Genomic DNA, 12,873 nt, shown 5'->3' on the forward strand with positions numbered 1-12,873 from the left:
ATGGGATGATTAAAATGAAAAAACCAGCATGATTTGCCAAACCAAAGGCTTATTTTGAAATGGGAAGTTTATCCTTTTTTCTTTTTTAGCAAAGATAGGGTTACTAAACTGTTAAAGAGGATGCAAATGCCGATAATCATCAGGATGAGCACAAAATTACCAAGTTTTTGCAATGTAAGTGTTGCCGCAACAATAAGGATGTTGAAACCGAACGTGGCGAGCACAATCCAGTTGGGTTTTATACCCAGATTTTCCAAACGGTGATGGATGTGGTTACGGTCGCCTTTAAACGGAGATCTGCCTCTGAGGATTCTGATGGTAAATACCCTTAATGAATCGAAGATGGGTACAATGAGTAGGGCTACTGCTATTGCGGGGGCTGAGTAGAAAGCTGGATCATTATTGCCTGTAAATTTATTAAGCTCGATAAACTTAATGGCCAATGCGGCAGAAATGAGGCCGATAATTAACGCTCCGGTATCGCCCATAAATATTTTAGCGGGAAACCAGTTGTATTTTAAAAATCCGCCAATTGCGCCTGCAAGTGCGAAACCGATAAATGCATAGGGTATCTGTCCCATCAGCAGGAATAAAATACCGAAAGCAAAGCTGGAAAAAATCCCTATTCCAGCCGCCAGACCATCTATGCCATCGATCAGGTTAAATGCATTATTAATGAAAATGATGAGCGCGATTGAAAACAGTCCGCCCCAAAGCGGCATCATATCCCAAATACCCAATACACCATATAGGCTGGTTAGCCTGAAAGCCCCAAAAACGACCAGTATAAAAGCGACTACAATCTGTAAAATAAATTTGGTGCTGGTATTGGTGCCATATACATCGTCTTTTAAGCCAAGCGCTGAAAGTATAATGCATGATGCAATAAGAAAATTGGCTTCTTTAAAATTAATAACAGCTGAAAAAAGTAAAATGCTTACGGTAAAGCTTCCTACAATGGCCAGTCCGCCCAAACGGGAAATGTTGCGTTTGTGGGTTTTACGGTAAAGATCGTTTTTATCAAAAAGGCGGTATTTAAGCGAGGTATAGATAATGCTTGGAACACTTATAACCACAATGGAAAAAGCCAATATAAAAATGGCAATACAGAAATAGCCGGAATAAGTATTCAGTATCGGTTCAAACAAAATATCGGGGACTTGCCAGCAAATATAACTATTGTAATGATAACAAAATAGGCCTAAAAATTCTTTACCATGATATAAATCAAATGGGGTACTTTTCTAAAATATTGAAATCAGGCGACAGGTGCAAAAGATGATTTTGTACTAAAGCTGACTCAGCTTACTGAACTTTTTTTTAAGCACAACTAATAATGGATTGGGTACTTTATTTCTTTTTAAGGCTTTATAATCATCGATAAATGCAGCTATCCTGTTTTGTATTGATCGATTGCTGAGTCCGCCGGTACGCATGGAAACCATTAAAAGCGGCAAATGTAGTGCTTTGATTTTATGTTGGTAAAAGTAGCGCAAAATGAGGTCGTAATCTGCTGTTGTACGAAGATCTAAGGCGTAATTACCATAATTTTTAAACAACTCTTTTTTTAAGTACAAGGTGGGGTGTGCGGGCATCCAGCCTTCTTTTATATGCTGTTGACTGGCTTGTTTCGATCTCCACTTTCTAATGATCTGATTGGTATGCGGATGAACATAGTTAAGGTCTCCATATATTCCATCAATCCCCGGATTTTCGATAAAAGCTTTGGCAACTGCGCTCAAGATTTCAGAGCTGGCCAATTTATCATCTGCATTTAAGATTCCAACGACATCTCCTGTTGCTTGTTCAATACCTTTATTAATGGCATCGTATAATCCTTTATCTTTCTCTGAAACAAAATAATTTATGTGTTTGCTGTTTTCTTGAATAATGTTTATCGTACTATCTGTAGATGCTCCATCTATCACCAAATATTCCAGATCGGGATAAGTTTGTGCTTTTACTGAATCAAAACAATCCTGCAAGAATGTTTCGCCATTATATACAACCGTGATGAGTGAAATTTTCATATTTACCAAAGGGACAATCTGACTTTATTGTGTAAAGCAAACCTGGGTAAATATAGCAATACAATTAGTAGGTGTAAAGTAAATTGGAAGGGTGCTAAAATTTATTTCTTCTCCTTATGATGAATATGCCAAAAATACCTGCGGCAGTGGCGAGTGGCCATGAGTAATCGTCGAGGTTGCAATTTACAAAGGTATAATCGACAAGGGTACCAGTTGGACAAGCTACACAAATCGCGATCTGGAGCCCCCCAAGGTTTGCACCCAAAGTTGGATTCCCATAAATACAAGAACCACCGCTACTATTAATATTTACCCAACCTGGGCAAGTGCCATACGCAGTTGAATATGGAGAAGTAATATAAAAAGTTTTTGTACCTAAAGAAAGGGGAATTAAATTAACAGTACTATAACCTGCAAAATTTGGGTAAACAGTATTTCCTACCAGACAGCCCTCTGCAGCAAAAGATGGCTTTGCGAAACAAATAAAGATGATAAGAAAGATTATCTGCAAGCATTTCATGGTCGAATCCGGGGTGGTTCAACACAAACTTACGCATACTGGATACCCTATTTATTGTTCGTTTTGTTCAAAAAAAGAAGTAAATGTATAATGCGATACCCAGTAACTATCTATAAAATCGTACACTTGCCAAAACTATAAGGAATATTTTTTAATTATGATGTTAATAAAGACTGCTTGCTCTTTTTCGAATAAACAAAAAACTACAGGCTCCTATTGGAAATAATAACAATGAAAGATAATCATCAATAGGTAGATTATTAAGCTGCGCTGAACATGGATAATTTGGATCCGCATCAGCATAATATGCGGGATCGTTGTACCTATAATCAATCTCAGTTCCTTCATTACCATTGCCGCTCGTAAAGTTTGCGGTATAAGAAGATGAAGTTGCGCACCTTGTATTGGAGGTTCCTGTAATTTCATTTGCTGCGTTATAGGAGACGTTGGAGTTTGTAGCAGATACATACCTGGTGCCTGCCGGATACACATTTATATAGCCGCATCTATAGCCGCTGTATCCGTTACCTGTAATTATGGGTACTAATGGACTAGATCTGTAAAGCCGAACACTTTGGGTAATGTCTCCATTGTAAGTGGCCGTGCCTAAAAATTGTGTTGCTACATTACTACCTAAATTACAGCCACGTCCGGTAACTTGACTAAATGATGGTGATATAAACGAGAAAAATAAAACTGCTGACGAGACAGTTAAAGAGAGATATTTCGACATTATTGTTTGGTACTAATGGGTGCACATACGTAACTCCCATGAATGGAGATGTTATGCGGCAATCTTTTTGTTTATGATAATAGACAACTAAATCCTGAAGCAGCGACAGTATAAAACCGAACACACACCCCAAATAATCGTAAGATTAATATTACAAAACTAAGCAAAAAAGAAAAAAATAATAAATGAACGAAATGAATATGAGGCAGATATGACATATCTACCAAATCATAAAAATTATAAAAAAATACGCTGAAATGCAATAAAACCCAGAAAAGCGGGTAAAGGCAATGAACATTGGCGAGCAAAACGCTTGACAATTGTCATCGAGAAAATCGAATTGATAATTTTAATATTTAAGTATTGGCGCTATTATTGGAAACAATATTTAGTTACTGCTTAATTTTTCTTTATAGATAATAGATAAAGCAACAGCCCCACTAGTAAGTAAAAGCAATAAAATATTTTCGTCTAGGGAACAGTATATCATTGTGAAAGTTCCTCTAATGCCCACCTGTGCACCATTGCAACTTGTAAAAACACAGTTATTACCAGAGGCATCACAAGTTTGCGTAATGCTAACAGTGCAAACTGTGCAAGTAGCAGGGCCAGAAGTTGGAGTCCAATAACAGTAACTCGGACTAAGGGAGACAGCGCCTGATACTGGCAGAAAATACGGCGGATATGGTTCTCTTGTATAAACCTTATTGGTGGAAGGTAAGTAGCAACCAGTATATGTGCCTTGAGCTTTAGTGATACTACTTAAAAACACGCAAAATAATATACATAATAAGCAATTAACTGTTTTCATAAGCGGGACCAAGGGATAAACTATTGTCGCACAAAGTTAGCACACACTTGTAAGAATACCAATAAATATGGTAAATCATACAAAAAATTTGATTTATGTACTTAACTATGAGTATAGTACAAACCTGATTAAATGTTTATTAAACAAATAATATTCAGAAAGTAAAGACATCGTTATTAACAGGAGTTGCCGACAAAGATATTTTTAAGCTAAAATTCAATGTATCTCATATAGTCTATCTATTTAGAGATGCTTGCGATTTCGCAGATTTAAAAATACTATAGTTCCCAAAATAATGTATAAGGGATTAACCAAGTCATCTAAAGGACATTCTGTAATAAACAGTTTTTCAGTGTACTCAAAGCCAAAGCAGCCGAATGGCGTTGGCACGCCAAAGCAGTTTTTTCTGCTGGTGCCAGTGTCTTTATATTTGCATTTAATATCTGTTTGACAACTGTTGGGCACCAGGTTTCCAAAAACATCATACAAGCAGTTTCCATCCGAACTTGCTGCCCATTGAGCAGAAGCAAACGATGAAAAAATAAGGAGAAAGAAAACAATGGCACAGAGCTGCTTTTTCATTAGATAGTAATAAAAACTAATACTCTGCGAATACCGTATTATAAATACGACAAAACAATTAATCTTGATAATTCGCAAGCGCATTATTTTTTTTAACAATACAAATCATACACCTGTTATCGATTTGATTATCAGATACATCTTAAGAAAAATACAGCAGCATTAATATTCTATTCATAATCAATGTATTATAGCGGGACAGGTCTCTTATGGTAATAAGATAACAGATTATGCTTTTTTTTTAGCCAATAGAAAACGTATTTTTGTAGCAGATATGTGGAAGTTTAATCGCATAAACGTATCTTTAAAATTATGTCCCAAAAGAAATACTTACCTCTGCTACTACTATGCGTTGTTATTTTAAGTTCAATCTTATCGAGTTGTTCTGTACGCAAGCAACATAGCTTATTCAATGCGCCAACAGATATTGTTACAGATACGATTAAGCAGGTTTATGTGGTAAATGATCAAGGGCTTAGTGATATTTATTATAAAATTAAAGTTAATGATCAACTGGCCATCCGGAATGTGCAGAATCCGGAATTTGGAGCAACAAATGGTAATAGCGCAGGAGTTTCAGGCTCAGCAAACTCCAACAGTAACCAAAGTGGCTCCGCTCAGAATGTATTGGCTTATGCGGTAGAGCCTGATGGTATGGTTAATTTACCAGCGGTAGGCAGAGTAGAAGTCATCGGCTTAACAAGAAGAGAAGCAGCCATCAAAATACAGAATATTTATAAAAGTAAATTGCTCAAAGATCCGATAATTGAATTAACTGTAGTGAATTTGAAGGTTACCTTACTGGGTGAATTTGGAAGACAAGGAAATTTTTACCTCGAAAAAGACAATACAGATCTCATTGAAATAATAGGAGAAGCTGGTGGGATTACCAAAACGGCAGACCCCAAAAGTTTAAAAATTATTAGGGGTGATCGCAGCCATCCCGAAATTATCTATGTTAATTTAAACGATATCAATAGCCTGGCTAGTAAGAAACTGGTACTTCAAAATAACGATATTATTGTTATCCAGCAAACCAAAGGGCAAGCCTTAAGCGAACGTTTACAAAGCTATAATAATATTGTACAGCCTCTATTGGTGGTGATTAACCTTGCAACATTAATTTTCGCGCTAACACGTTAATGGAAAAAGAACAGAATTTAGAAGCAAAGGCCGTTAGCCAGCAAATTGATTTTTATAAAATATTCCGTGTTTTTTGGAGTAGATGGTATTGGATTGCCGGCTGTATAGCTATTGCTTTGGTTATTGCTAAAATTAAGGTATTGTATACTATACCGGTATATCAAACCTATGCTTCATTGAAATTACAAGACAGCAACCCGAGCGTAAGCACCAATAACCAGATGCCTACGCAGGTTTATAACTATACGGATAAAATTCAGGCAGAAAGTTTTGTCATCAGGAGTAACGAAGTAATGTTAAATGCCATTGCTAATCTTGATTATAAAATCTCTTATTACCTTAAAGGAAGAATCAGGACAACAGAACTTTACCCAAATATTCCATTTCAGATCGAGATCATTAAACAGGATTCAGTCAATTTTAGTAAAGGATTATATGTTGTTGAGGCTTTAGATAAAAACACCTTCAAAATCGGTGACCCAAATAATCAAAAGGCTCAATTAGTTCCGCATAAATACGGAGAAGTAATAAACTTAGGGAATATGCAGTTCCGGATCCGATCGGAAATTCCAAACGGAAATTACAGCTTTAAATTTAATACCAAGGAGGATTTTGTTGGCAGGGCCATGAGTGTAAATGTGGCGGAAGCAGCTCGTTTTACCAATGTAATGAGCTTAAGTTTAACGGATGGCAACCCAGTATTTGCTGCAGATATGCTTAATGCTATTATGAAGGAATATGTTCGTTACGACTTGATTCAACGGCAGCGATCTGCAAAGCAAACGGTTGAATTTATCGACAGTCAGTTGGGTTTTATTAATACCGAAGCAGGAAAATCAGGAAGTACCCTTGCAAATTACAAAACGCAGAACAAGATTGTGGATTTGGGTACTTCAACTTCAATGACTGTAAGTAAACTTGCCGATTTCGAAAAACAAAAAACCGAACTTAACATTAAACTCCTTGGTATAAAACAACTGGAGGACCAGGTTAACAACAACCGAACTAAGGTTGAAATTGGCCTTGACTTAGAGGGAGAACTGAATTCGGGCCTGGGTTCATTGGTGATGCAGTTAAATACCCTTTTGACTAACCGTGAAATTAAGCTTAGCCAATTTACATCAGATTCGCAACCAGTTAAACAAATTGAACAACAGATTTCGAATATCAAATCAGGAATTAGAAATAATATCCGGCTGATGCGGGAAGGCAATGAGCAAACGCTTCGTTACATTGACAACCAAATTTCAGGAGTAAACCAAAGCATTAGTACTATACCTTTAAAAGAACAAAACTTTGTTAAATTGAGTACTAATTTTGAAGTGAATAACAAAGTCCGTTCCTATTTATCGGAGAAGAAATTAGAGGCAGAGATGAATGCGGCAGCCATTGTTGCAGGAGCTGCTATTGTTAATTTTGCCTACCCTTCTTATTTTTCTATTGCATCCGATTCAAATAAGGTATATACATTCGCTATATTACTAGGTACGGGGGTAGGAATGGGCTTAATTTTATTAGTGCGCTTCTTAAATCCCTACATCTATGATAAAGAGGCCGTTGAGGGCTTGACAAAAACGCCAATCATTGGTGTTATACGTAAATTTCCTGATTTTATAGATCAGGACAATCGGCAAGCATTGTCGATTGCCAAGCCCAAATCAGTTTTTGCCGAATCTGTCCGTTCTGTAAGAACTAACCTAAGCTTTTTGGCCAGTCATAAACAAAGTAAAATAATTTGCGTTACCTCAGAAATCTCAGGAGAAGGAAAATCATTTGTTACTCTGAACCTTGCCGGCACTTTAGCGCTAATCGATAAGAAAGTAATATTAATTGCTGCGGATTTACGTAAATCCAGACTACACAAGGCTTTCGATGTTGATAATAAAAAAGGCTTAAGTTCGGTACTCTCCGGGCAGCATCAACTTGAAGATGTGTTGATCCACGATGAAATTCACCGTATAGACTTTATTCCCTCAGGACCTGTTCCACCTAATCCGTCTGAACTATTGCACACAGTTTTTATGCAAAATTTACTTCGAAATTTAGAAAAAGAATATGATTACGTACTGGTTGATACTGCACCCGTTGGTTTGGTATCAGATGCTATTCCCCTCATCCGACAATCTGATGTGAATTTATTTGTGATCCGTTCAGGTGTGTCACAACAAAGGGCTGCAAGCATCCCTGAGAGGCTATCCAGGGAGTATGGCCTTAACAATCTAGCTATTGTACTTAATGCTTTTGGCGACGATGCGCTTTATTCGAATTATTATACTACTGATTACAGTCGTGGAGGTGGAAACAGCACTTACTATTATTCTGATTACTCTGGTTATTCTGGCTCTGGCTATTATGATGAGGAGAAACGAAAATGGTGGATGTTTTGGAAAAGGAAATAAGATCAATTGGTTAAACAATGCCATTCATTGATCAATAGTTCATGGTTAATTGGTGTGGAAAAGGTTAATTGATATCTACCAATAGGGTGGTATGATTGAAATGTTGAAGTGAGCAAGGATTTTTATAAAGATTAAGCTTAATGATTGATCAAAATTACAGGTGGTATCCGGTTTACACGCGTTCGAGAGCAGAAAAAAAGGCATTTGATGAATTGACCAGAAAAGGCATTCCAGCTTATTTACCGCTTAAAAAAACGGTTAAACAATGGAGCGACCGTAAAAAAATAGTTGAGGAGGCCTTAATTAAATCCTACCTGTTTGTGTATATTTCTGCAAAAGAATATGCTGAAGTTTTGATGACCAACGGCATTGCAAGGTTCATTTATTTCTCCAGCCAAATCGCGTATATACCCGAACAACAAATTAACGACCTTAAACTTCTGCTTGCGACTGATGCAGATCTTGAGGTTTTTGAATATGACATTAAACCTGGTGAACGGGTGCTAATTAAAGCAGGTCCGTTTAAAGGAATTATGGCCGAATTGGTATCAATACAAAATAAACAACGTATCATTTTACGTTTACAAAATATGGGCTACGCTATTGAGATTAATACATCTGTTGCGTTTGTGGAACCAGTTTGAAGCTAAAGAGAAGTAAGATGTGAGCAAGTGCGCCGTTTAGTGAACTGCATGCGAACAGAAAAAAGCTAAACAAGTATAAATCTGTTTAGCTGGATTGGTGAGTGGGAAAATACATTATTAAAATGTCAGTCAATTTTAAAATAAAAATGTGACTGAGAGGGCGAAGCTGTGTCCGGGCAAAGATGGAAGGTTAAAATAAATGTGTAGAATAGCAGGCATAATCGACCGGAATAAACCGATCAATATACTTGAGCAGGAAGTAAAAGGCATGTGTACGATAATGGCTCATGGCGGTCCCGATGGTGAAGGATTTTATGCCAATAGAAGTGATGGGATTGTAATGGGGCATAGACGTTTGGCCCTCCTGGATTTATCTCCAAACGGGCATCAGCCTATGCATTACCAACAGGGTAAATTAGTCGTTTCTTTTAATGGCGAGATATACAATTATCTAGAACTTAAGAAAGAACTTCAAAAATCAGGCTTTCAGTTTAAAACCGAATGTGATACCGAAGTAATTTTAGCTGGCTATGCGGCCTGGGGAGTTGAAAGCTTCAGTAAATTTAAAGGAATGTTCGCTTTTTGTTTGTATGATGCTGTTAAACAGCTCAGTTTTCTTGTTAGAGATCATTCAGGCATTAAACCTCTTTATTTTTATGCAAACGCGAAACATCTGGTTTTCTCATCGGAAGTTAAAGCTTTCTCGCGTACTGATTATGCGTATACCGAAGATCCAAATTGGAAAATATATTTCCTGGCTTTCGGGCATTTACCAGAGCCATATACCACTTTTAACGAAGTGCAAATGCTGCCTAAAGGAAATTATCTGATCTGGCAACATCAAACAGATACTTTTCAAATCATAAGCTATGTTAAACAACAAGCGATCGCGAATATTTTTGATCGCAATGAGGCTAAAATTGCTGTACAAAAAAGTTTAAATACCGCTGTTAAAAGGCATCTGCTAGCAGACGCCAAAATCGGTGTATTTTTGAGTGGAGGTATAGACAGTAGTATTTTGAGTTTGCTTGCCGATCAAATTCAAATGCAGAATACACTAAATGTCAATCCAATCAACACGGTATCAATCAATTTCGAAGAAGCTGAATTTTCTGAGAAAGTTTACCAGGATGCCATTGTGCAGAAAATGCATGGAAATCATTCGGAGTATACCATTACTCCTACCCTCTTCAATAAACATTTCCCTACTGCGCTTAAAGCCATGGATCAACCCACTGCTGATGGGATTAATTCGTGGTTTGTCAATTACTTCGCAAAGGAGAGTGGTTTAAAGGCTGTTCTTTCTGGCATTGGTACTGATGAATTATTTGGAGGTTACCCTTCTTTTAAGCGCATGGGATTGGTAAAGTTGCTGAAAAAGGTACCCAGATCGGTTCTTCGGAAAAGCATTCATTTAAAAACGGCAGCCCTGAAAAGGATTTATTATTTAAGTTATCAAAATACGGTTGGTGAGTATCTTTTCTTAAGGGGCATATTTACGCCTGATGAAATTGCAAAATTGTTATCGTGTTCCATCGAAATGGTAAATGGCGTACTGCAACAGGCTAACATTGGCACTGTAAAACCGGAGTTAAAGGATGGTGACAGGGCCAGCTGGTTGGAATGTAACTTATACATGCAAAATCAGTTACTTAAGGATACCGACGCAATGAGTATGCAACATGGTGTGGAGGTTCGCGTACCTTTTTTAGATCGGGATTTGCTTGAAACGCTAAATACTATCAATTCGAAAATAAAGTTTGAAGGCAAACGGCCAAAATCATTTTTGATCAATACTTTTTCTTCCATACTCCCCCGGTTAATCTGGGATCGAAATAAAATGGGGTTTACTTTCCCATTTCAACATTGGTTAAGGAAAGACGAACAATTTTTAGGTTTAATTAAAACCAGTGAAAATCAGTTTGCAGCGAAAATGGTAAATGATTTTAGACAGGGTAATTTACACTGGAGCAAGGCAATGTCACTATACCATGTATTTAGGCGTTAGTAAAAACGAATTTGAAAAGCGTAAAAGTTTTATTTTTAACCTTACATACCTTCAGTTTAACTGGAGGGATAGAAAAAGTAAGTAAAACTTTTGCAAAAACACTTGATGATTTGATGGCAAGAGCTGAGATAAAATCTTATAATGTATTGTCGATGTACGATGACCAGGCTGATTTTGCTTATGTATCATCAAGCTCATTTAAAGGCTACTCTGGCAGAAAAGCAGCTTTTGGCTTGGCTACCCTTAAACAGGGATTAAAAGCAGATGTGGTGGTTTTAAGTCATGTGCATTTATTAATCTTTGCTAAAGTCATTAAAAAGTTGAAGCCAGCAGTCAGGGTTATTCTTTTTGCCCACGGTATAGAGCTATGGCATTCATTGGCCGATTGGAAAAAAAAAATGCTTAAAAGCATAGAGATCTGGTCGGTAAGCCGGTATACAGCTACGCAGATTATTAGGCAGCACGGCATTTCGGGTACTCAGATTAAAGTACTGAACAATTGTTTGGATCCCTATTTTAAAATAATTGAGCCAGCATTAAAACCAGATACACTCCTTAAAAAACATGGGATTAAAAGCACTCAAAAAGTATTGTTGAGCATCTGCCGTTTATCTTCATCCGAACAATATAAAGGTTACGATTCGGTAATTGGCTGCATGAAACAGGTTCTTCAGCATTATCCGGATTTGGTTTATTTACTTGTTGGAAAAGCTGATCAAATCGAATTGGCACGGATCAATTCGCTCATTATTGAAGCTAAACTTGAAAAAAACGTCATACTTACGGGTTTTGTGTCTGATGAGGAACTAAACTTATACTATCAATTGGCAGATGTATTTGCAATGCCGAGCAAAGCAGAGGGTTTCGGGCTTGTATTTATAGAAGCTGCGGCGCATGGCTGTGCCGTTATCGGAGGGAATGCTGATGGTAGCACAGATGCGTTAATGGATGGAAAACTGGGTATCCTTGTGGATGCATGTAATACATCCGAAATTGGTAAAGAGGTGATTAGCGCATTGCAAAAAGAAAAACATGATGCAAAAGCAATCCAAAAGCTTTGTTTTGAAACATTTGGATACACACAATATAGAAAAAAGGTTGCTGATTTGTTATTTCAGCATAGGCCAATGAACGAAAAAAAGTATGCATAACGAAGAGCACGGCTGGACTATTGAGGCTAAAGCTTCTTTATTCGATTTAAAACTTAACGAGATATGGGCCTATCGCGATCTGCTTTGGCTTTTGGTTAGGCGCGATTTTGTTTCCTTCTATAAACAGACTATTTTAGGTCCGTTATGGTTTTTCATTCAACCTTTATTTACGACTGTCATCTTCACTTTTATCTTTGGAAATCTTGCGGGTATCTCTACTGATGGACTTCCAAAACCACTTTTTTACATGGCCGGTATCACTGCATGGAATTACTTTTCGGACTGTTTAACCAAAACCTCTACAGTTTTCAGAGATAATGCAGGTATTTTCGGGAAAGTATATTTCCCCAGATTAATTATGCCTTTGAGTATTGTGGTAAGTAATCTGGTGCGTTTTGGTGTACAGATGGTTCTCTTTCTGATCATGTCCGGCTATTACTATTTATCCGGTGCAAATTTTCATCCTTCATGGGCTATATCACTAATTCCTGTTGTGGTAATTTTAATGGCCTTATTGGGTTTGGGCACAGGGATGATCATCTCAGCCATGACTACTAAATACCGCGATCTGGCATTTCTCGTCGGATTTGGCGTGCAATTGTTAATGTATGCTACCACCGTAATCTACCCATTATCTGTTGCGCTTACTAAATACCCCAAATATGCCTGGATTATTAAATATAACCCAATGACGCCTATTTTAGAAACCTTTAGGTTTGGTTTTTTGGGCGAAGGCAGTTTTAGCTGGGCAAGTTTAGGGTATGCGACAGTGGTTACATTGGGGCTACTCGCTTTTGGAATTGTGATTTTTAATAAAGTTGAACGGAATTTTGTTGATACGGTTTAGAAATT

At 37.3% G+C, this 12,873-nt stretch carries 11 protein-coding genes; 6 read left to right on the top strand and 5 right to left on the bottom strand.

What is annotated here, in order from left to right:
- Positions 1-68 precede the first annotated feature (68 nt).
- The 5 genes from ASE74_RS24020 to ASE74_RS24040 form a co-directional block, all read right to left on the bottom strand.
- Positions 69-1,148 carry an MraY family glycosyltransferase gene (locus ASE74_RS24020; RefSeq protein ID WP_235526212.1) on the bottom strand — a complete coding sequence of 360 codons (1,080 nt, stop codon included), beginning with the start codon at positions 1,146-1,148 and terminating at the stop codon, positions 69-71.
- Positions 1,149-1,289: 141 nt separating this feature from the next.
- Positions 1,290-2,030 carry a glycosyltransferase family 2 protein gene (locus tag ASE74_RS24025; RefSeq protein WP_055915269.1) on the bottom strand — a complete coding sequence of 247 codons (741 nt, stop codon included), beginning with the start codon at positions 2,028-2,030 and terminating at the stop codon, positions 1,290-1,292.
- Between the two features lie 94 nt (positions 2,031-2,124).
- Positions 2,125-2,541: a hypothetical protein gene (locus tag ASE74_RS24030; protein ID WP_157255522.1), complete on the bottom strand. Its 417-nt coding sequence runs from the start codon at positions 2,539-2,541 to the stop codon at positions 2,125-2,127.
- A 172-nt stretch (positions 2,542-2,713) separates the two neighbouring features.
- Complete coding sequence (locus ASE74_RS24035; protein WP_055915274.1) at positions 2,714-3,283, bottom strand: hypothetical protein; 570 nt, start codon at positions 3,281-3,283, stop codon at positions 2,714-2,716.
- Positions 3,284-4,337: 1,054 nt separating this feature from the next.
- Positions 4,338-4,676, bottom strand: coding sequence for a hypothetical protein (locus ASE74_RS24040; protein WP_055915277.1), 339 nt, complete (start codon positions 4,674-4,676; stop codon positions 4,338-4,340).
- Positions 4,677-4,988: 312 nt separating this feature from the next.
- Here ASE74_RS24040 and ASE74_RS24045 point away from each other — a divergent pair, with 312 nt between their 5' ends.
- The 6 genes from ASE74_RS24045 (at position 4,989) to ASE74_RS24070 (ending at position 12,868) form a co-directional block, all read left to right on the top strand.
- Complete coding sequence (locus tag ASE74_RS24045) at positions 4,989-5,819, top strand: polysaccharide biosynthesis/export family protein (protein WP_055915280.1); 831 nt, start codon at positions 4,989-4,991, stop codon at positions 5,817-5,819.
- A complete protein-coding gene (locus ASE74_RS24050; RefSeq protein ID WP_055915283.1) occupies positions 5,819-8,218 on the top strand; it encodes a GumC family protein in 2,400 nt (799 codons plus the stop codon). Before ASE74_RS24045 ends, ASE74_RS24050 begins: the two co-directional genes overlap by 1 nt.
- A gap of 140 nt (positions 8,219-8,358) precedes the next feature.
- Positions 8,359-8,862 (top strand): UpxY family transcription antiterminator, encoded by a 504-nt coding sequence (locus ASE74_RS24055; RefSeq protein ID WP_055915286.1) that lies wholly within the window; start codon positions 8,359-8,361, stop codon positions 8,860-8,862.
- A 199-nt stretch (positions 8,863-9,061) separates the two neighbouring features.
- Entirely contained in the window at positions 9,062-10,870 is a 1,809-nt protein-coding gene (gene asnB, locus ASE74_RS24060; protein WP_055915289.1) for an asparagine synthase (glutamine-hydrolyzing), read from the top strand.
- Between the two features lie 11 nt (positions 10,871-10,881).
- Positions 10,882-12,021, top strand: coding sequence for a glycosyltransferase family 4 protein (locus ASE74_RS24065; protein ID WP_055915292.1), 1,140 nt, complete (start codon positions 10,882-10,884; stop codon positions 12,019-12,021).
- On the top strand, positions 12,014-12,868 hold the full coding sequence (locus ASE74_RS24070) for an ABC transporter permease (RefSeq protein ID WP_055915296.1): 855 nt from the start codon (positions 12,014-12,016) through the stop codon (positions 12,866-12,868). The genes ASE74_RS24065 and ASE74_RS24070 overlap by 8 nt, the downstream gene beginning before the upstream one ends.
- Positions 12,869-12,873: the final 5 nt, after the last annotated feature.

The sequence above is a fragment of the Pedobacter sp. Leaf216 genome (genome assembly GCF_001421515.1).
Taxonomy (GTDB): domain Bacteria; phylum Bacteroidota; class Bacteroidia; order Sphingobacteriales; family Sphingobacteriaceae; genus Pedobacter.

Excerpts from the sequence above, each read along its gene's own strand:
- ASE74_RS24070 (WP_055915296.1), top strand. The coding sequence starts at position 12,014 with ATGCATAACGAAGAGCACGGCTGGACTATTGAGGCTAAAGCTTCTTTA.
- ASE74_RS24045 (WP_055915280.1), top strand. The coding sequence starts at position 4,989 with ATGTCCCAAAAGAAATACTTACCTCTGCTACTACTATGCGTTGTTATT.
- ASE74_RS24040 (WP_055915277.1), bottom strand. The coding sequence starts at position 4,676 with ATGAAAAAGCAGCTCTGTGCCATTGTTTTCTTTCTCCTTATTTTTTCA.
- ASE74_RS24050 (WP_055915283.1), top strand. The coding sequence starts at position 5,819 with ATGGAAAAAGAACAGAATTTAGAAGCAAAGGCCGTTAGCCAGCAAATT.
- ASE74_RS24055 (WP_055915286.1), top strand. The coding sequence starts at position 8,359 with ATGATTGATCAAAATTACAGGTGGTATCCGGTTTACACGCGTTCGAGA.
- ASE74_RS24025 (WP_055915269.1), bottom strand. The coding sequence starts at position 2,030 with ATGAAAATTTCACTCATCACGGTTGTATATAATGGCGAAACATTCTTG.
- ASE74_RS24035 (WP_055915274.1), bottom strand. The coding sequence starts at position 3,283 with ATGTCGAAATATCTCTCTTTAACTGTCTCGTCAGCAGTTTTATTTTTC.
- asnB (WP_055915289.1), top strand. The coding sequence starts at position 9,062 with ATGTGTAGAATAGCAGGCATAATCGACCGGAATAAACCGATCAATATA.